Consider the following 18,554-nt stretch of genomic DNA (forward strand, 5'->3'; position numbering starts at 1 on the left):
GGTGCGGTGATGGGGGTCAATTCAGGGCAGGCGCGAGCATGCGTTCCAGCGCCTGCCCGCTTTCGTCGGCCAGTGCGGCGCGCGCCAGCTCGCCCAGGCGCTGCGCGCCGGCGGGGTCGTCCTCCAGCCGCGGCAGCGCCCCCATCAGCCGCTGGAAGTTGCGCCAGCCGCGCGCATGGGTGTCGCCGTAGCCCTTCACCAGCCGCTGCGAGCGCGCCACCTCCAGCGCGAGGGCCGGATGGAAGGTGGCCAGGCGCCGGACCTCGGCCAGCCAGGCGGCGATGCGTTCGTGTTCCACCGCGTAGCGCAGCGACCGGGGACGCAGGGCGCGCAGCGAGGCGATGGCATACAGCTGCAGGTAGCCGCGCAGGCTGCTGGTGCGGATCACGCGGCCGCTGCGCGTGAAGCGGCCGAGCGTGCCGCGGGCCCAGCCGGTGCCGAGCAGCCAGCGCCCCAGGCGCTCAGGCAGGATGTCGGCGATCTCCTCGACCCGGGGGTGCATGAACTCGTTGATCTGCAGCAGCTGCGTGCCCCCCAGCCGCACTTCGCCGGCGACGCGCTCGAAGCGCGTGCGGCGGGTCTTCAGGTCGGCCACGCGGATCGCGTCCTCGTACGACATCCACAGTGCGAGGTGGCGCGCGGTGTCGAGAAGCACGTCGCCCGTGTCGTGCAGGGGCCGCAGCAGGTCGAGGTAGCGCGCGGCGTAGCCGGCGTCCTGGTAGTCGGCCAGGCGCAGCACGCCGTGCCGCAGCGTGTCGTGCGCGGCCGACGGGAACTCCGCGGCGATGCGCTGCGCCAGCGCCTGCAGCCGCGGCCCCAGCGGCGCGGCGGATGGCACCGGCTGCGGCGCGGGCGGTGCCAGCGCGGCGTCGTGGCCGGCGGCGAAGGCCTGCAGGCTGGCCTTGACACCGACGCCGCCGCGGCGGATGGCTTCCTCGAACTGCGCGCGCGTGAACTGCAAGGCCCCGGACGCGGCCAGCGCGCCGAACAGCGCCGGTGCGATCGGGCCGGCGGACTTCTCGGCCAGCGCCGAGAAGTCCGTGCCGATGAAGCGGGCCGCCGCCGCCTGCGCGCCCTCGAGCAGCTTGTCCGCGTCGACGCGGCCGTCGCCCATCGCCGTGCGCTCGGTCATGGAGTACACGCGATGGGTCGAAACGATGAAGGTCGTGCGCTCCGGCGACACCAGGCCGCGCTGCAGCGCCCGGCCGGCCTCCATCAGCTCGGAGGCGATGACGACGTCGAGTTCGCCGGGGACCGGCCCGAGCGCGAGCACGGGTTGCGCGCCGGCCGGCACGCTCTCCCGCGGGAACAGTTCCAGGTAGTAGACCGTGGCGCCGGTGCGCTGGGCCACGCCCGGCACGGACGTGGCCTGCGCCAGGAAGCCGTTGTGCTCGGCCAGGTCCACCAGCCAGTCGGACAGCACGCCCCCGCCCTCGCCACCCATGGCGAGCAGCGCGATGGTGATGGCGCGCGGGGTGCTCATGCCGCGAGCCCCTGCAGCCGCCGGTCGATGCGGGATTGCAGCCAGCCGATGACCGCCGTCCGCACGCGGTCCTTGAAGCGGTCCCAGCGGGTCGGGTTGTTGATGATCTCGGCGCGGTAGAACGAGGGGCACAGCACCGCCGCGTGCGCGGCCTCGCCGCAGAGGCCGCAGCCGACGCAGCTGTCGACGACCGTGGCGACGGGGTCGGTGCGCAGCGGATCCGGGTTGGGCTTGATCGTGAGCGACGGGCAACCGGACAGGCGGATGCAGGAGTGGTCGCCGGTGCAGGTGTCGGGATCGACGCCGAAGCGCTCGCGCACGACGCGCTGGCCGTCCCCGATGGCCTTGCGCACCAGCGGCTTCACGCGCCGCTGCTTGTTCAGCATGCATTCGGACGATGCGACGATCACTTTCGGCCCCTTGGCCGGCGTGGTCAGCGCTTCGCGCAAGGCGTCGCGCATGCGCGAGAGGCTGTAGGTGTGGTCCACCGTGCGGACCCATTCCACGCCGACGCCGCGCACCGCCTTCTCGATCGGATGGTTGGTCGCGCGGATCGGGTTGCTCGCCTTGGACGAGAGCAGGTCCTGGCCGCCGGTGGCCGCCGAATAGCCGTTGTCGATCACCACCAGCACGTTGTCGGTCTGGTTGAAGACGGCGTTGCCGACGCCGCTGGTGAGGCCGTTGTGCCAGAAGCCGCCGTCGCCCATGATGGACAGCGTGCGCTTGCTCGTCTCGCCCGTGTTGAAGGCGGCCGCGCCGGCCCAGCCCAGGCCGTAGCCCATCGTCGTCGCGCCGATGTTGAAGGGCGGCAGGATCGAGAACAGGTGGCAGCCGATGTCGCAGCTGACGTGGTGCGGGCCCAGCTCGCGTTCGATCAGCTTGATGGCGGTGAAGATCGGGCGCTCGGGGCAACCGGTGCAGAACGACGGCGGCCGCCCGTGCACCTGCGCCGAGGCGTCCTGGATGGCGATCGCCTTCGGGTTGCCCTCCATCGGCGCCGGCGAGCGGGCGGCCGGTGGCAGCGCACGCCCTTCCAGCAGGGCCGGCGCCAGCTGCCCGACGAAGCGCGCGATGCCCTTGAGCAGCACGCCGCCGGTGTACTCGCCCGCCATGGGCAGCACGTCCTTGCCGTGCACCTTCGTCTGCATGGCCGCCTTGCGCAGGATGGCGTGCACCGCCTGCTCGATGAAGTCGGGCTGCCCCTCTTCCACGATCAGGATGGCGCGCTTGCCGGCGCAGAAGCGCGTGAACTCGGCATCGACCAGCGGGTACGTGACGTTCAGGACATAGAGCGGGATGCGCGAGCGGCCGAAGGCATCGGCCAGCCCCAGCAGTTCCAGCGCGCGCAGCACGCCGTTGTAGAGGCCGCCCTGCAGCACGATGCCGAAGTCCTGCGCGTCCTCGGCGAAGAACTCGTTCAGCCCGCGTTCCTGGATGAAGCGCACGGCCGCCGGCCAGCGATGCGCGATCTTTTCCTGCTCGTGCAGGTAGGTCGACGGCGGCAGGGCGATGCGTTCCACGTCGCGCCGCGGCTGCTCCATCGCGTCCTTGAGCGTGAAATCGGCGCGGCGGTTGTCCGTGGTGGTGAAGCTGCCGTGCACGTGGCAGGCGCGGATGCGCAGCTCCAGCATCACCGGCGTGCGGCTGGCCTCCGAGAGTTCGAAGCCCTGCTCCACGGCCCGCACGATGCTCGGGAGGCTGGGACGCGGGTCCAGCAGCCAGATCTGCGACTTCATCGCGAACGCGTGCGAGCGCTCCTGCATGATGCTGGAGCCTTCGCCGTAGTCCTCGCCCACGATGACCAGCGCCCCGCCGGTGACGCCGCCCGACGCCAGGTTGGCGAGCGCGTCGGAAGCCACGTTGGTGCCGACCGTGGACTTGAAGGTGACGGCGCCGCGCAGCGGGTAGTTGACCGAAGCCGCCAGCGTCGCCGCGGCGGTGGCCTCGGACGCGCTGTGCTCGAAGCGCACGCCCAGTTCCTTCAGGATGTCGTTGGCGTCCGTCAGCACGTCCATCAGGTGCGAGATCGGCGCGCCCTGGTAGCCGGCGACGTACGACACGCCCGACTGCAGCAGGGCCTTGGTGACCGCCAGGATGCCCTCGCCATGGAACTCCTGGCCGGCGCCCAGGCGCAGCTTCTCCACCTCGTTCGCGAAAGATCTTTCGGCCATGTCGGACGGCAATCTAGCGGCGCGCGCGTCATTTGGCGAATGGGTTCTGTGGATGTTCTACATTGATGGCGTGAATGATCAGGGTGAACCATTAGGACGAACGTGAACTTCCGCCAACTGGACCTGAACCTGCTGCGCGTGCTCGCGGCGATCCACCGCACCGGTTCGGTGACGGCCGCCGGCCGTTCCCTGGCCCTGTCGCAGTCCGCCACCAGCAATGCGCTGGCGCGGCTGCGGCAGTTCTTCGGCGACGACCTGTTCGTGCGCTCGCCGGCGGGCCTGCAGCGCACGCGCCTGTGCGAGCAGCTGGCCCCGGCGGTCGTGTCGCACCTGCTGTCGCTGGAGGCGCTGGTCACCGGCATGGAGGACTTCGACCCGGCGCGCAGCGACACCACCTGGCGGCTGTCGCTGTCGGACCTGGGCGAGATGCTGTTCCTGCCGCCGCTGGCGTCTGAGCTGCGGCAGCTCGCGCCCGGCACGCGCGTGTCCAACGTCGCGGTGGCCGCGCCCGCGGTGACGGGTGCGCTGGAAGCCCGCGAGATCGACTGCGCCATCGGCATCCTGCAGCCGCGGCACCGCGGCGTGCACGCCGAGTTGCTGTTCCGCGAGCAGTACGTGGCGATCACCGCACCCGCATGGCGGCCCGCCACCGGCCGTGCGGCCGCGTCGCTGACGCGGGCGCAGCTGGCCGCGGCCTCGCTGGTGGTGGCGTCGCCCACCGCCACCTTCCACAGCAGCGTGGAGGAGATGCTGGTCGGCCTGAAGATGGCCGACCGCATCGTGCTGCGGGCGCGGCACTTCAGCGCGCTGCCCGACCTGGTGACCAGCTCCGACCTGCTGGCCATCGTGCCGGCCATGTACGCCCGCAGCCGGCCGGGCCTGCGCACCTGGAAGCTGCCCTTCGCGCCGCACTACGACGTCCGCCTGGTCTGGCACGCCAGCACCGCCCGCGATCCGGCCCAGCAGTGGCTGCGCGGCCTGCTGCACCGGCTGTTCGGGCGGGTGCCGGCCAATCGGCGGGATTGAGCAATCCAATTCGCCCATTCCATTGCGGATCCCTATCATTCCTGCATGCGAATCCGAACCGAATCCAGCCTGCACAAGACGCTGAGCTTCGCGGTGATCCACCTGGCGATCGCCGTGACGCTGGGCTGGCTGTTCACCGGCGGCTTCGTGCTGGGCGGCCTGCTGGCGCTGATCGAGCCGGCCGCCAATACCGTAGTGAGCCATGGGCTCGAGACCTTCGCGCGCAACTGGGGCGGCGATCCGCGGCGCCGCGCCGTGCTGAAGTCGACCCTGCTCGGCGTCTCGCACTTCGTGGTGGCGGTGGCCGTGGGCTTCGCGCTCACGGGCAGCTGGGTCGCGGCCGGCGCCTATGCAGTGGTGGAGCCGCTGGCCAACGCGGTGGCGCACTACTTCTTCGACCGCTGGTGGGAAGGCCGCGGCGAAGCCGCCCCGCTCGCCGCCTAGCACACGCCGGTGCGCGCAAGAGAATTCCTGCGCGCCGGTGCCTGTCGAATGGTCACCGTGGCGGAACCCAGCACCGGCGCGGGTCCGCGAGGAAGCCCACCGGCTTGTCCACAGCCTTCTCCACCGCAGTTGTGGGAATCATCCTACGATTGGTTGCAATCTGATGACAACCGGCCCCCTTCCGCTGCTCTACCGTGACGAGGACATCGTGGCGATCGACAAGCCCGCGGGACTGCTGGTGCACCCGACGCGGCTGGATGCGCACGAGGAGCGCAGCGCGCTGAAGCTGCTGCGCGACCAGCTGGGCCGCCACGTCTGGCCCCTGCACCGCCTCGACAAGGGCACGAGCGGCGTGCTGCTGTTCGCGCTCCACGCGGAGGCCGCACGCGAGTGGGGACTCGCCTTCGAACAGGGCCAGGTCGCGAAGCGCTACATCGCGCTGGTGCGCGGGTGGCCCCCGGCGGCGGGCGAGATCGCGCATCCGCTGGCGCGCGACCCCGAACTGCCCTCGCGCGGGCAGCCGCTGCTGGAGGCGATGACGCGCTTTCGCCGGCTGGACACCTTCGACTGGCCCTTCGCGGTGGACGCGCGGCATCCGACCAGCCGCTATGCGCTGGTGGAGGCGCAGCCGTTGACCGGACGGCGGCACCAGATCCGCCGGCACTTCAAGCACATCGCGCACCCGCTGGTGGGCGATGCCACGCACGGCAAGGGCGCGCACAACCGTGCCGTCGCTGCATGGCTCGGCATCGAGCGCCTGTGGCTGCACGCGGAGGGCATCGAATGGAAGGGGCTGCGGATCGCGGCCGCGCGCGGGCCGGAGTGGGCGTTCAGTCCAGCGCCGCCGTCCGCAAGGGCGCCTTGACCTTTTCCAGCCCGCCCAGGAACAGGTCGCTCACGACCGGCGCCATGTCGTCGTAGGCGAGGCGGCCCTCCGGCTTCATCCACGTGAACATCCAGTTGACCATGCCGAACAGCAGCATCGTCAGGGGCTTGCTCATGGCGGCTTCCTTGAGGTCGGGCCGAAGCGCCGCAACCACGCGCGCGAAGCCGGCGACCACCTCCCGCTCCTTGCCGAGGATGCGATCGCGGTCCTCGGGAGCGAGGAACTTCACGTCTTCGGTCAGGACGCGGTGCTCGTGCTGCGCACTCGCGTATTCCTCGACCAGCCGGCGGACCAGCGCCCGCATCTGGCCCTGCGGCGTGGCCTCTCCCGCCACCGCATCGTCGACGATCGCGCGCAGGCGCGTGACGTGGCCGTCGGCGATGCTCACCAGCAAGGCGTACTTGTCGCGGTAGTAGTGGTAGAGCGTCGCCTTGGAGAGCCCGCACGCCTCGGCCACCTGGTTCATCGAGGTGCCCTGGTAGCCGTGGCGCGCGAACAGTTCGGCCGCCCGCGCGAGGATCGTCTCGCGCTGTTCGTCGTAACCGGCGTGGCGACCGCGACCCATGTTCAGCCGCCGCCGGGCCGCCCCAAGGCGGCTGAAGCCCCCTCGGGGGGCAGCGCAGTACACGTAGTGACAAGCGTGGGGGCGAACATCTAGCGTTCGTCGAAGGAAAGGACGACGTGCTCGGTGAGCGGATGCGCCTGGCAGGTGAGGACGTAGCCGGCGGCGACTTCCTTCTTGTCCAGCGCGAAGTTCCGCTCCATGCGAACCTGTCCTTCCACCAGCTTGGCGCGGCAGGTGCCGCACACGCCGGACGTGCAGGAGTAAGGCACCTCCATGCCGGCTGCGGAAGCCGCGTCCAGGATGCTGGGCTGCTCGCGCGAGAACGGGATCTCGCGCTTCAGGCCGTCGCGGATGAGGGTGATGCGCGCCTTCGCGGCGTCCGTCGGTTCGGACTTGTGGACGACGGCGCCGACCTGGCCGGCCTGCTGCGCGATGCCGAAACGCTCGATGTGGATGCGGTCCTCCGGCACGCCGGCGGCCAGCAGGGCGGCCTCGGCCTCGTCGTTCATCTCGAACGGCCCGCAGATGTACGCGTGGTCGATGGACGCGGCCGGCACCAGCGCCTGCAGGAAGTCGCCGATCTTGGCGCGGTTGACGATGCCGTGGTTGATGTCGAACTCGGTGTGTTCGTCCGACAGCACGTGGTGCAGCACCAGCCGCGTCATGTACCGGTCCTTCAGGTCCTCCAGTTCCTCCTTGAACATGGTGGAGCGCAGCTTGCGGTTGCCGTAGACCAGCGTGAAGCGGCTGTGCGGCTCGCGCGCCAGCACGGTCTTCATGATCGACAGGATCGGCGTGATGCCGCTGCCGCCCGCGATGCCCAGGTGGTGGCGCTGCGCCTGCGGCTCCAGCGGCACGAAGAAGCGGCCCTGCGGTGCCATCACGCTGAGGGTGTCGCCGGGCTTGAGCTGCTCGTTGATCCAGTTGGAGAAGACGCCGCCGCGCACCTTGCGCACGCCGACGCGCAGCTCGCCGTCGTCGACGCCTGCGCAAATCGAATACGAGCGGCGCAGGTCCTGGCCGGCGATGTCCTTGCGCAGCGTGAGGTACTGGCCCTGGGTGAAGCCGAACACGGGGCGCAGGTCTTCCGGCACCTCGAAGGAGACGATCACCGCCTCCGGCGTGTCGGGCTGCACCGCGCGCACGCGCAGCTCGTGGAACATCGGGGTCATAGGGGCTTGAAATGTTCGAAGGGCTCGCGGCAGGCGAGGCAGCGGTACATCGCCTTGCACGCGGTGGAGCCGAAGGCGGAGAGGCGCTCGGTCGCCTGGCTGCCGCAGCGCGGGCAAGGCACCACGCGCTCGTCGCGCCGGAAGATCCGGATCGGGACGCCCTGCGTCCCCGCCTCCGCGGGGACGACGGCGTGCGGCGGCGCGATGCCGTAGTCGTTCAGCTTGCGCTTGCCCTCCTCCGTGATCCAGTCGGTGGTCCACGCGGGCGCACGCCGCAGCGTGGCGCGCGCGGGGCCCAGGCCCTCGGCGCGGATCGCGTCCAGCACGTTCTGCTCGATCACCTCGGTGGCGGGGCAACCCGAGTACGTCGGCGTCAGCACGACCTCCAGCTCCTCGCCGTGGTCGATGACCTCGCGCACGATGCCGAGGTCGCGCACGGACAGCGCCGGCACTTCAGGGTCCAGCACGCCGCCCAGCACTTCCCAGGCGCGCTCCGCGCGTGTCACCACACGCCTCCCGGATACGCACGCTGCAGGTGCTGCATCTCCGCCAGGATGAAGCCCATGTGTTCGCTGTGCACGCCGGCCTTGCCGGTGCTCACGAAGGGCACCGGCGCCGGGACCGCGAGGCCGGCCGCGTCGAAGATGTGCGTGATCTCGGCCAGCCAGGCGTCGTGCAGGTCGCCCCAGCGCGGACCCAGGCCGCTCGCCTGCGCCTGCTCGTCGACGGCATCGGACGCGAACAGCTCCGCGGTGTAGCGCCAGAGGTCGCCCAGCGCACGGTCCACGCGCCGGCGCGACTCCTCCGTGCCGCCCGCCAGCCGCACCAGCCAGTCGGCCGCATGCTGCTGGTGGTAGCGCGCTTCCTTGACGGCCTTGCCCGCGATGGCCGCGAGCTCCGCGTCGCTGGAGGCGGCCAGCCGTTCCCACAGCTGCTTGAAGAAGGTCGCCATCACCGTGTTGCGCACGATGGTGAAGGCGAAGTCGCCGCGCGGCAGTTCCGCCAGCGTGACGTTGCGGTAGTCGCGCTCGTCCCGCAGGAAGGCGAGCTGGTCCTCGTCGTGGCCGGCGCCTTCCAGCGTGCCGGCATGCGTCAGCACGGCGCGGCACTGGCCGATCAGGTCCAGCGCCATGTTGGACAGGGCGATGTCCTCCTCCAGCACCGGCGCGTGGCCGGCCCATTCGGACAGGCGCTGCCCGAGGATGAGGGCGGTGTCGCCGATGCGCAGCAGGTACTGCACGCGCGGGTCGGCGCTGACGCGGATGGAAGCCTGCATGGCGGTGCTCACATGTGGTCCACGGCGTCGGGCAGCTTGTAGAAGGTCGGGTGGCGGTACACCTTGTCCTCCGCCGGGTCGAAGTACATGCCCTTCTCGCCCGGGTCGCTGGCCACGATGTGGTCGGAGCGCACCACCCAGACGCTGGTGCCTTCCTGGCGGCGCGTGTAGACGTCACGCGCCAGCTGGATCGCCATCTTCGGGTCGGCCGCGTGCAGGCTGCCGCAATGCTTGTGGTCGAGGCCGCTCTTGCTCCGCACGAAGACTTCCCAGAGTGGCCACTCGTTCTTCACGTCATTCATGTCTGCTCCTTGCCTTGCTCCCTCCCCCTCTGGGGGAGGGTTGGGGTGGGGGCGCCCCCATCCCGGCCTTCCCCCGGAGGGGGAAGGAGAAATCCATCACGCCGCCTGCGCGTGCGGCTCCTGCTTCCGCGCGTACGCCAGCGCGGCCTCGCGCACCCAGGCGCCGTCTTCCCAGGCTTGCACGCGGGCAGCGAGCCGCTCGCGGTTGCAGGGGCCGTTGCCGCCGACGACGCGCCAGAACTCGTCCCAGTCGATCTTCCCGAAGTCGTGGTGCTGTCGCTCCGCGTTCCACTTCAGGTCCGGGTCAGGCAGTGTCACGCCCAGCAGCTTCGCCTGTTCGACCGAGGCGTCGATGAAACGCTGGCGAAGTTCGTCGTTGGAGACGCGCTTGATGCCCCAGCGCATGGACTGCGCGGAGTTGGGCGACTGGTCGTCCGGCGGGCCGAACATCATGATCGAGGGCCACCACCAGCGGTTGACGGCGTCCTGCACCATGGAGCGCTGCGCATCGGTGCCCTTCTCCATCATCGTCAGCAGGCTCTCGTAGCCCTGGCGCTGGTGGAAGCTCTCCTCGCGGCAGATGCGGATCATGGCGCGCGCGTACGGTCCATACGAGCAGCGGCAGATCGGCACCTGGTTCATGATCGCCGCGCCGTCGACCAGCCAGCCGATCACGCCGACGTCGGCCCAGGTCAGCGTCGGGTAGTTGAAGATGGAGCTGTACTTGGCCTTGCCCGTGTGCAGCGCGTCCAGCATCTGGTCGCGCGACGTGCCCAGCGTCTCGGCCGCCGAATAGAGATAGAGGCCGTGGCCGCCTTCGTCCTGCACCTTGGCCAGCAGGATCGCCTTGCGCTTGAGCGTCGGCGCGCGCGTGATCCAGTTGCCTTCCGGCAGCATGCCGACGATCTCCGAGTGCGCATGCTGGCTGATCTGCCGCACCAGCGTCTTGCGGTAGTGCTCCGGCATCCAGTCCTTCGGCTCGACGAAGTCGCCGGCGGCGATGCGCGCCTCGAAGCGCTCTTCCTGCACCATCTCGTCGGCCGAGCGCACCGGCTTGCGCGCGTCGCCGTCCTTGCCCATGGTGTCCATGGCTTGCGTGTACATGCTGTCTCCCGGGAGGAGGACGGCGAGCTCGACAGTGCTCTACCGACCGTTCGGTAGATAATAGAACGGCTTGGCGGACGACGCAAGCCGGCCGAAGCCAGCAGGTTTGGCTCAGCCGCGACGCCGACGTGGCGCTGCGATGCGCGAGCCGTCGTCCAGCGGCAGCCGCGTCTCCGCCTTGACCTCTTTCAGCACGACACTGGACCGCAAATGCGTCACGCCGGGCAGCTTGAAGGCGATGTCGTGCAGGAAGGACTCGTAGCTCTTGATGTCCGGCACCAGCACCTTGATCACGTAGTCGGCCTGGCCCGTGGTCGCATAGCAGCTGACGATCTGCGGGGCGTCCGCCACCGCCCGCTCGAACCGGCGCACGTCGTCCTCGTTGTGGCGCGTGAGGTTCACCTCGGCCAGCACGGCCAGGCTCAGTCCCACCTTCTCGCGGTCCACCAGCGCGGTGTAGCCGCGGATGATGCCGCTCGCCTCCATCTCCTTCACGCGCTTCCAGCACGGCGTGGAGGAAAGGCCGACCGCCGTGGCGAGCTGCTGCACCGTCTGGCGGGAGTCGCGCTGCAGTTCGGCGAGCAGAAGCACGTCGTGGCGGTCGAGCTGGTTCATTCCTGGAATTCGTCTTTTCGAAGAATGTCATTCTCCAGGAGTTCGGCCGCAGGAGGAAATGGGAAGCACTTTCTCCGCCGCGGCACCTAAGCTTGCCTCCAGGAGACAAGCACGCATGGACGACACGACCACGCGCGACGAACCCATCGTCCGCCCCGAGTACAAGCTCGCCGACAGCCTGTGGGCGCGCAGCGGCGCCGTGTTCCTGACCGGGACGCAGGCTCTCATCCGTCTGATGCTGATGCAGCGGCAGCGCGACGCGGCCGCGGGGCTCGACACGCGCGGCTTCATCAGCGGCTACCGCGGCTCGCCGCTCGGCATGGTCGACCAGGCCGTGTGGAAGGCCGGCCAGAAATTCGAGGAGGCGGGGCTGCGCTTCCTGCCCGCGATCAACGAGGAACTCGGCGCCACGGCGGTGCTGGGCACGCAGCGGGTGGAGGCCGACCCGGAACGCACCTGCGAGGGCGTGTTTGCGCTCTGGTACGGCAAGGGGCCCGGCGTCGACCGTGCGGGCGACGCGCTCAAGCATGGCAACGCCTACGGCGCCTCGCCGCACGGCGGCGTGCTGATGGTGGCCGGCGACGACCACGGCTGCGTGTCCTCCTCGATGCCGCACCAGAGCGACCAGGCCTTCCAGTCGTGGCACGCCCCGGTGGTGGCGCCGGCGAACGTCGCGGAGTATTTGGAATTCGGCCTGTACGGCTGGGCCCTGTCGCGCTTCTCGGGCAACTGGGTCGGCTTCACCGCGCTGTCCGAAGTGGTGGAAAGCGGCGCCACCGTGGACCTGGACCTGGTGAACGCGCGCGTCGCCGCCTGGCAGGACGCGGACACCGTGCGCAGCATCACCGGCTACACGCCGCCGCCCGGCGGCCTGCATTACCGCTGGCCGGACCTGCCTTCGCTGACCATCGAACAGCGCCTCCACGCCAAGCTCGATGCCGTGCGCGCCTTCGCGCGCGTGAACAGCATCGACCGGCACATCGTGGCCAGCGACCGTGCCACCGTCGGCATCGTCACCGCCGGCAAGGCGCACTACGACCTGATGGAAGTGCTGCGCCGGCTGGACATCTCCATCGACACGCTGGCGGCGCACGGCGTGCGCATCTACAAGCTGGGCCTGACCTATCCCATCGAGCCCACGCGCATGCGCGAGTTCGTGCGCGGGCTGAAGGAAGTCCTGGTGATCGAGGAGAAAGGGCCGGTCGTGGAGGAGCAGCTGCGCTCCATGTTCTACAACGCGCCGGAGCGCCCGGTGATCGTGGGCAAGCGCGACGCGCAGGAGCGCCCGCTGGTGTCGGCGCTGGGCGAACTGCGCCCTTCCCGACTGATCGAGACGGTCGCGACCTGGCTGGTCGCGCACTTCCCCGACCTCGATCGCCGGCATCTCGTGCGCGACTTCACGCTGCCCGAACTGCTGTCGAACGCCAGCGATGCGGTCAAGCGCCTGCCCTACTTCTGCGCCGGCTGTCCGCACAACACCTCGACCAAGGTGCCGGAAGGCTCGCACGCGCAGGCCGGCATCGGCTGCCACTTCATGGCCAGCTGGATGGACCGCGACACCGAAGGGCTGATCCAGATGGGCGGCGAAGGCGTGGACTGGGTGTCCCACGCCATGTTCACCAAGGTGCCGCACGTCTTCCAGAACCTGGGCGACGGCACCTACTATCACTCCGGCTACCTGGCGATCCGGCAGGCCGTGGCGGCGAAGGCCACCCTCACCTACAAGATCCTCTTCAACGACGCGGTGGCGATGACGGGCGGGCAGCCGGTCGACGGCGTCATCACCGTCGATGGCATTGCGCGCCAGGTGGAAGCCGAGGGCGTGAAGCAGGTGGTGGTGCTGTCCGATGCCATCGGCAAGTACGACGCCATCAAGCACCGCTTCCCCGCGGGCACCGAATTCCACGACCGCGCCGAACTCGACACGGTGCAGCGGCGCCTGCGCGAGATGCCCGGCGTGACGGTGCTGATCTACGAACAGACCTGCGCCGCCGAGAAGCGCCGCCGCCGCAAGAAGGGCGAGCTGGTCGACCCGGCCCGGCGCCTGTACATCAACGACCGCGTGTGCGAAGGCTGCGGCGACTGCACGGTGCAGAGCAACTGCGTGGCCGTGCAGCCGCTGGAGACGCCGCTCGGGCGCAAGCGCAGGATCGACCAGAGCAGCTGCAACAAGGACTACTCCTGCGCCAAGGGCTTCTGCCCCAGTTTCGTCGGCGTGCTCGGCGGCAAGCTGCGCAAGCGCGCCGGCGCGCTGGGCGGCGGTTCCGCCGACTTCCTGCGGCACGTCGAGGCGCTGCCGCGGCCGGCGCCGCACGTGTGGAACGCGCCCTACGACCTGCTGGTCACCGGCGTCGGCGGCACCGGCGTGGTGACCGTGGGCGCCATGGTGGCGATGGCGGCACACCTGGAAGGCAAGAGCGCCAGCGTGCTGGACTTCATGGGCTTCGCGCAGAAGGGCGGCTCCGTGCTCAGCTTCGTGCGCTTCGCCGATGTCCCGTCGCGGCTGAACCAGGTGCGGATCGACACGCAGCAGGCCGACGCGTTGCTGGCCTGCGACCTGGTGGTGGGCGCCTCGCCCGACGCACTGGCGACCGTGCGGCACGGTCGCACCCGCATCCTGGCGAACACGCACGAGGTGCCGGTGGCCGAGAGCCTGCGCAATCCCGATGCTTCGCTGCGCGTCCCGGAGCTGCTGGAGAAGCTGCGCTTCGCCGCCGGCGCGGACCGCGTGGAGACCCTCGACGCGCAGGCGCTGGCCGAAGCCTTCCTGGGCGATGCGATCTACTCCAACATCGTCGCACTCGGCTCGGCCTGGCAGCGAGGCCTGGTGCCGGTCAGCCTCGAGGCGCTGCAGCGGGCGATCGAACTGAACGGCGTGGCGGTGGAGAACAACAGGCTGGCGTTCTCGCTCGGCCGGCTCGCGGCCGCGGACCCGCAAGCCATCGTGCAGCTGCTGCGCGGCGAAGCGCCCGCACCCGTCGAGGAGGACGCGCTGGACGCGATCCTGGCTCGCGGCATCGCCCACCTGACCGCATACCAGGACGCGGCCTATGCGCAGCGCTACGCGGACTTCGTCGCGCGCGTGCGGCAACGCGAAGAGGCGGTCCAGCCCGGAACGGCGCTGCCTTTCACGCGCGCCGTCGCGCAAGGCCTGTTGAAGCTGATGGCGTACAAGGACGAATACGAGGTGGCGCGCTTGTACACCGACGGTGCATTCCAGCGCACGCTGCAGCAGCAGTTCGAAGGCGACCTGCAGCTGGAGTTCTACATGGCACCGCCGGTGATCAGCCGCGCGCGCGCGGGACAGGCGCCGCGCAAGGTGCGCCTCGGCGGCTGGATGCTGCCGGTCCTGAAGCTGCTGGCGCAGGGCCGCCGGCTGCGCGGCACCGCGCTGGACCTGTTCGGACGCACGGCCGAACGCCGGATGGAACGCGAGCTGGTGGAGGCGTACATGGCGCGCATCGCGACGCTGCTGCCGGCGCTGGATGCGCAGCGGCTGAAGATCGCGACCGAGATCGCGGTGCTGCCGCTATCGATGCGCGGCTTCGGCCACGTGAAGCTGGCCAACGTGGCGCTGGCGCGCGCACGCGAGGCCGCGCTGCTGCACCGGTTCGATCCGGAGACCTATCCCCGGCCGGCGGCAACCCGCACGGCCGGCCAGATCCGCGGCATCCGGGTGACCGCCGTCGCCTGAGCGTCAGGCCTTCGGGATGCGGCCGCGCACCTCGGGCGCCGCCAGGAAGTCGAAGTCGACGCCGCGGTCGGCCTGCGTCACCGTGGTGAGGAACAGCTTGCGGTAGCCGCGCTCCGCCGTGGGTGGCGTGACGGGCTGCTCCTGCGCGCGCCGGGCCAGCTCGGCATCGGACACCAACAGGTTCAACTCCCGCCGTTCCACGGAGAGGCGGATGCGGTCACCGTTGCGCACGTGCGCCAGCGGCCCGCCGATCGCCGATTCGGGCGTGACGTGCAGCACGATGGTGCCGAAGGCCGTGCCGCTCATCCGCCCGTCCGAGATGCGCACCATGTCCTTCACGCCCTGGCGCGCCAGCTTGCGCGGCAGCGGGATGTAGCCGGCTTCCGGCATGCCGGGCGCGCCCTTGGGCCCGATGTTCTTCAGCACCAGGATGTCGTCGGCGCTGACGTCGAGGTCGTCGCGGTCGATGCGGTCGGCCAGGTCCTGCAGGCCCTCGAACACCACCGCCCGGCCCTCGTGCTCCATCAGCTTCGGGTCGGCCGCGGACTGCTTGATGATCGCGCCGCCGGGCGCGAGGTTGCCTTCGAGCACGGCGATGCCGCCCTGCGGATAGATCGGGTTGTCGCGCGGACGGATGACGTCCTGCGGGAACGGCGGCGCGGCCCGCTCCAGCTCCTCGCCCAGCGTGCGGCCGGTGACCGTGAGGGCGTCGAGGTGCAGCAGCGGTTTCAGTTCGCGCAGCAGCGTGGCCATGCCGCCCGCCGCGTCGAAGTGCTCCATGTAGTGCTGGCCGGACGGCTTCAGGTCCACCAGCACCGGCGTCTCGCGGCCCATGCGGTCCAGCGCCTTCAGGTCCACCTCGAGCCCCATGCGCCCCGCGATCGCGGTCAGGTGCACGATCGCGTTGGTGGAGCCGCCGATGGCGAGCAGCACGCGCATCGCGTTCTCGAAGGCCTTCTCCGTGAGGATGCGGTCGATGGTGAGGCGGCTCTTCGCCATCTGCACGGCCACGGCGCCGGTTTCCTCCGCGACCCGCATGCGCGCCGACGTCACCGCCGGCGGCGACGCGCCGCCCGGCACCGTCATGCCCAGCGCCTCGGCGATGCAGGCCATCGTGCTGGCAGTGCCCATAACCGAACAGGTGCCGACGCTCGCCACCAGCTGGTTGTTGACGTCGGCGATCTCCTGCGCGTCGATCGCGTCGGCCCGGAACTGCGCCCAGAAGCGCCGGCAGTCGGTGCAGGCGCCCACCACCTGGCCGCGGTGCGAGCCGGTCAGCATCGAACCGGTGATCAGCTGGATCGCCGGGATCCCGGCGGAAGCCGCGCCCATCAGCTGCGCCGGCACCGTCTTGTCGCAACCGCCGATCAGCACCACCGCGTCCATCGGCTGCGCGCGCAGCATCTCCTCGGTGTCCATGGACATGAGGTTGCGCAGGTACATGCTGGTGGGCTGCGCGAAGCTCTCGCCGATGGAGATCGTGGGGAACTTCACCGGCAGGCCGCCCGCCAGCATCACGCCGCGCTGCACCGCCTCGATGAGCTGCGGCATGTTGCCGTGGCAGGGGTTGTAGCCGCTGGCGGTGTCGGCGATGCCGATCACCGGCCGGTCCAGCGCATGGTCGGTGAGGCCGGAACCCTTGATGAAGGCCTTGCGCAGGAAGAGCGAGAAGCCGGCGTCGCCGTAGTTGACCAGGCCCCGGCGCATGCCGGTCGCCTGTTCGTCGGCGCCGGTCGCCCTGGGATCGGAGGAGGACATGGAGGGCTTTCCTTCGGAACTCACTCGTCGGCCTTCACGCCCGTCTCGTCGATCACCTTCGCCCACTTGGCCATCTCTGCGCGCAGGCGGGCGGCGGCATCCGCAGGCGTCTGCGGCGCCAGCGTGTAGACGCCCTGCTGCAGGAACTGTTCCTTCGCCGCGGGGTCCTGCATGATCTTCCCGATCTCCGCGTTCAGCCTGGCGAGCACGTCGGCCGGCGTGCCCGTCGGCGCCATCACGCCGAAGGTTGACACCACGTCGAAGTCCTTCCAGCCGGACTCGTTGACGGTCGGCACGTCCGGCAGCATGGAGATGCGCTGCGGCGTGGTCACCGCCAGCGCGCGCAGCTTGCCGGCGCGCACCTGCTGCAGGGCGGCGGGCACCGTCTCCGCCGCCATCAGCACCTGGCCGCCGACGAGGTCCGTCATCGCCGGGCCGCTGCCCTTGTACGGCACGTGGATCATGTCGGCGCCGCTCTGCACGCGGAACATCTCCACCGCCATGCGCTGGGGCGCACCGGCCCCGGACGACGCATAGGTCAGCTTCTTCGGGTTCGCCTTGGCGAAGCTCACCAGCTGCTGGAAGCTGGTCGCGGGCACCGAGGGATGCACCACGAACACCAGCGGCACGTAGCCGACCACCTGCACCGGGACCAGGTCCTTCTGCAGGTCGTAGGCCAGCTTGCCGCGCTCCAGCCGCGCCATCGTCGAGTGCGAGGTCATCGCCGCCATCAGCAGCGTGTAGCCGTCGGGCTTCGCCTTGGCCACCAGGTCGGCGCCGATGTTGCCGCCGGCCCCGCCGCGGTTGTCCACCACCACCTGCTGGCCCAGTGCGGTCGACAGGCGCTGCGCCACGATGCGGCCGATCACGTCGGTGGCGCCTCCGGGCGGATACGGCACGACGAGCTTGACCGGCTGCTCCGGCCAGGCGGCCAGCGCGGCCGTGGGCAGCAGGGCGGCAGTGACGAGGGCGGCGCACAGGGCGCGACGGGGGATGACGGGCACGGTTGTCTCCTGGGGTGGCTGCAGGGGTGGGTCGCTGTTAGGCTTGCAGTATCGTCCTGCCGCCCTTTTTTTTCCGGAGTCTCGCATGACCCAAGCCTCCCGCCTCCAGGGCATCTTCTCGCCGGTGCTGACGCCGTTCAACGCCGACTATTCGCCGGACCCGCAACGCTTCGTCCGGCATTGCCGGTGGCTGCTGGACCAGGATGTCGGCCTGGCCATCTTCGGCACCAACTCGGAAGCCAATTCGCTGACCTTGGGGGAGAAACGCAAGCTGCTCGACGCGCTGCTCGAAGCGGGACTGCCCGCCGCGCGCATGATGCCCGGCACCGGCGCCTGCGCGCTGCCGGACGCGATCGAGCTGACCCAGCGTGCCGTGCAGGCCGGCTGCGGCGGCGTGCTGATGCTGCCGCCCTTCTACTACAAGGGCGTCAGCGACGAGGGCCTGTACCGCGGCTTCGCGGCCGTGATCGACGCGGTGGCCGACGAGCGCCTGCGCATCTACCTGTACCACATCCCCCCGGTGTCCGGCGTGCCGATCACGCTCACGCTGATCGAGCGCCTGCTCAAGGCCTACCCGAAGACCATCGCCGGCATCAAGGACAGTTCCGGCGACTGGAAGAACACCTCGGCGATGCTGGAGCGCTTCCAGCCGCAGGGCTTCGACGTGTTCGCCGGCAGCGAGAACTTCCTGCTGGCCAACATGCGCGGCGGTGGCGCAGGCTGCATCACGGCCACGGGCAATGTGAACCCGAGCGCCATCGTGCAGCTGTACAGGACCTGGCGCCAGGGCGACGCCGAGGAACAGCAGAAGAAGCTGGACGCGCAGCGCGCCGCCTTCGCGCAGTTCCCGATGATCCCGGCCATGAAGGCCGCCATCGCGCTCAAGACCGGGCGGGCGGACTGGGCGCACGTGCGGCCGCCGCTGGTGGACCTGGACGCGGAGCAGCAGAAGGCCCTCGGCGCCTCGCTGGACAAGGTGGGGTTCGTGATGCCGAACGCCGGCGCGCTCGCCTGAGCCGCCGCGCCATACTTTCCAATCAAGGAAAGTTATGGA

At 70.2% G+C, this 18,554-nt stretch carries 16 protein-coding genes; 5 read left to right on the top strand and 11 right to left on the bottom strand.

The annotated features are described in order from the left end of the window. Positions 1-16: 16 nt before the first annotated feature. Positions 17-1,483 (bottom strand): indolepyruvate oxidoreductase subunit beta family protein, encoded by a 1,467-nt coding sequence (locus tag IM787_RS00650; RefSeq protein WP_193674700.1) that lies wholly within the window; start codon positions 1,481-1,483, stop codon positions 17-19. Next, complete coding sequence (locus IM787_RS00655) at positions 1,480-3,654, bottom strand: thiamine pyrophosphate-dependent enzyme (RefSeq protein WP_193674701.1); 2,175 nt, start codon at positions 3,652-3,654, stop codon at positions 1,480-1,482. Before IM787_RS00655 ends, IM787_RS00650 begins: the two co-directional genes overlap by 4 nt. Before the next feature lie 102 nt (positions 3,655-3,756). On the opposite strand from IM787_RS00655, the gene IM787_RS00660 reads away from it, so the two are divergent. The 3 genes from IM787_RS00660 to IM787_RS00670 all read left to right on the top strand — a co-directional run bounded on the left by IM787_RS00660 (position 3,757) and on the right by IM787_RS00670 (position 5,989). After that, complete coding sequence (locus IM787_RS00660; RefSeq protein WP_193674702.1) at positions 3,757-4,680, top strand: LysR family transcriptional regulator; 924 nt, start codon at positions 3,757-3,759, stop codon at positions 4,678-4,680. Positions 4,681-4,725: 45 nt separating this feature from the next. Continuing rightward, on the top strand, positions 4,726-5,124 hold the full coding sequence (locus IM787_RS00665) for a DUF2061 domain-containing protein (protein WP_193674703.1): 399 nt from the start codon (positions 4,726-4,728) through the stop codon (positions 5,122-5,124). A 163-nt stretch (positions 5,125-5,287) separates the two neighbouring features. Beyond that, positions 5,288-5,989 carry a pseudouridine synthase gene (locus IM787_RS00670; protein WP_193674704.1) on the top strand — a complete coding sequence of 234 codons (702 nt, stop codon included), beginning with the start codon at positions 5,288-5,290 and terminating at the stop codon, positions 5,987-5,989. Here IM787_RS00670 and IM787_RS00675 read toward each other — a convergent pair. From IM787_RS00675 to IM787_RS00700, 7 genes are all read right to left on the bottom strand, one after another. After that, the gene (locus tag IM787_RS00675) at positions 5,955-6,575 is read right to left on the bottom strand and encodes a TetR/AcrR family transcriptional regulator (protein ID WP_193674705.1); all 621 of its coding nucleotides are present in this window, start codon (positions 6,573-6,575) and stop codon (positions 5,955-5,957) included. The two genes, IM787_RS00670 and IM787_RS00675, sit on opposite strands and share 35 nt — an antisense overlap. Positions 6,576-6,664: 89 nt before the next feature. Continuing rightward, positions 6,665-7,747, bottom strand: a complete 1,083-nt coding sequence (gene paaE, locus IM787_RS00680; RefSeq protein WP_193674706.1) for a 1,2-phenylacetyl-CoA epoxidase subunit PaaE — start codon at positions 7,745-7,747, stop codon at positions 6,665-6,667. Continuing rightward, the gene (gene paaD / locus IM787_RS21415) at positions 7,744-8,256 is read right to left on the bottom strand and encodes a 1,2-phenylacetyl-CoA epoxidase subunit PaaD (RefSeq protein ID WP_354004333.1); all 513 of its coding nucleotides are present in this window, start codon (positions 8,254-8,256) and stop codon (positions 7,744-7,746) included. Before paaD ends, paaE begins: the two co-directional genes overlap by 4 nt. Next, complete coding sequence (gene paaC, locus IM787_RS21420; protein WP_227494029.1) at positions 8,250-9,023, bottom strand: 1,2-phenylacetyl-CoA epoxidase subunit PaaC; 774 nt, start codon at positions 9,021-9,023, stop codon at positions 8,250-8,252. The genes paaD and paaC overlap by 7 nt, the downstream gene beginning before the upstream one ends. Before the next feature lie 8 nt (positions 9,024-9,031). Beyond that, positions 9,032-9,325 (bottom strand): 1,2-phenylacetyl-CoA epoxidase subunit PaaB, encoded by a 294-nt coding sequence (paaB, locus tag IM787_RS00690; RefSeq protein ID WP_193674707.1) that lies wholly within the window; start codon positions 9,323-9,325, stop codon positions 9,032-9,034. Positions 9,326-9,421: 96 nt separating this feature from the next. After that, positions 9,422-10,429: a 1,2-phenylacetyl-CoA epoxidase subunit PaaA gene (paaA, locus tag IM787_RS00695; RefSeq protein WP_193674708.1), complete on the bottom strand. Its 1,008-nt coding sequence runs from the start codon at positions 10,427-10,429 to the stop codon at positions 9,422-9,424. A 111-nt stretch (positions 10,430-10,540) separates the two neighbouring features. After that, a complete protein-coding gene (locus IM787_RS00700) occupies positions 10,541-11,044 on the bottom strand; it encodes an Lrp/AsnC family transcriptional regulator (RefSeq protein ID WP_193674709.1) in 504 nt (167 codons plus the stop codon). Between the two features lie 115 nt (positions 11,045-11,159). Between IM787_RS00700 and IM787_RS00705 the strand changes: the two genes are divergently transcribed. After that, positions 11,160-14,738: an indolepyruvate ferredoxin oxidoreductase family protein gene (locus IM787_RS00705; RefSeq protein ID WP_193674710.1), complete on the top strand. Its 3,579-nt coding sequence runs from the start codon at positions 11,160-11,162 to the stop codon at positions 14,736-14,738. Between the two features lie 3 nt (positions 14,739-14,741). Here IM787_RS00705 and IM787_RS00710 read toward each other — a convergent pair whose 3' ends face one another. Together IM787_RS00710 and IM787_RS00715 are read right to left on the bottom strand one after the other, a co-directional pair. After that, positions 14,742-16,496 (bottom strand): IlvD/Edd family dehydratase, encoded by a 1,755-nt coding sequence (locus tag IM787_RS00710; protein WP_193674711.1) that lies wholly within the window; start codon positions 16,494-16,496, stop codon positions 14,742-14,744. Positions 16,497-16,516: 20 nt separating this feature from the next. After that, complete coding sequence (locus tag IM787_RS00715; RefSeq protein ID WP_193674712.1) at positions 16,517-17,500, bottom strand: Bug family tripartite tricarboxylate transporter substrate binding protein; 984 nt, start codon at positions 17,498-17,500, stop codon at positions 16,517-16,519. Positions 17,501-17,585: 85 nt separating this feature from the next. Between IM787_RS00715 and IM787_RS00720 the strand changes: the two genes are divergently transcribed. Continuing rightward, the gene (locus IM787_RS00720; protein ID WP_193674713.1) at positions 17,586-18,515 is read left to right on the top strand and encodes a dihydrodipicolinate synthase family protein; all 930 of its coding nucleotides are present in this window, start codon (positions 17,586-17,588) and stop codon (positions 18,513-18,515) included. Positions 18,516-18,554: the final 39 nt, after the last annotated feature.

The sequence above is a fragment of the Ramlibacter pallidus genome (genome assembly GCF_015070875.1).
GTDB classification, from domain to species: domain Bacteria; phylum Pseudomonadota; class Gammaproteobacteria; order Burkholderiales; family Burkholderiaceae_C; genus Ramlibacter; species Ramlibacter pallidus.

Bases quoted from the DNA above. Each gene is read 5' to 3' on its own strand.
- IM787_RS00670 (WP_193674704.1), top strand. From the start codon at position 5,288: ATGACAACCGGCCCCCTTCCGCTGCTCTACCGTGACGAGGACATCGTG.
- IM787_RS00710 (WP_193674711.1), bottom strand. From the start codon at position 16,496: ATGTCCTCCTCCGATCCCAGGGCGACCGGCGCCGACGAACAGGCGACC.
- paaE (WP_193674706.1), bottom strand. From the start codon at position 7,747: ATGACCCCGATGTTCCACGAGCTGCGCGTGCGCGCGGTGCAGCCCGAC.
- paaC (WP_227494029.1), bottom strand. From the start codon at position 9,023: ATGCAGGCTTCCATCCGCGTCAGCGCCGACCCGCGCGTGCAGTACCTG.
- IM787_RS00675 (WP_193674705.1), bottom strand. From the start codon at position 6,575: ATGGGTCGCGGTCGCCACGCCGGTTACGACGAACAGCGCGAGACGATC.
- IM787_RS00665 (WP_193674703.1), top strand. From the start codon at position 4,726: ATGCGAATCCGAACCGAATCCAGCCTGCACAAGACGCTGAGCTTCGCG.
- IM787_RS00720 (WP_193674713.1), top strand. From the start codon at position 17,586: ATGACCCAAGCCTCCCGCCTCCAGGGCATCTTCTCGCCGGTGCTGACG.
- paaB (WP_193674707.1), bottom strand. From the start codon at position 9,325: ATGAATGACGTGAAGAACGAGTGGCCACTCTGGGAAGTCTTCGTGCGG.
- IM787_RS00700 (WP_193674709.1), bottom strand. From the start codon at position 11,044: ATGAACCAGCTCGACCGCCACGACGTGCTTCTGCTCGCCGAACTGCAG.
- IM787_RS00650 (WP_193674700.1), bottom strand. From the start codon at position 1,483: ATGAGCACCCCGCGCGCCATCACCATCGCGCTGCTCGCCATGGGTGGC.
- IM787_RS00655 (WP_193674701.1), bottom strand. From the start codon at position 3,654: ATGGCCGAAAGATCTTTCGCGAACGAGGTGGAGAAGCTGCGCCTGGGC.
- IM787_RS00705 (WP_193674710.1), top strand. From the start codon at position 11,160: ATGGACGACACGACCACGCGCGACGAACCCATCGTCCGCCCCGAGTAC.
- paaA (WP_193674708.1), bottom strand. From the start codon at position 10,429: ATGTACACGCAAGCCATGGACACCATGGGCAAGGACGGCGACGCGCGC.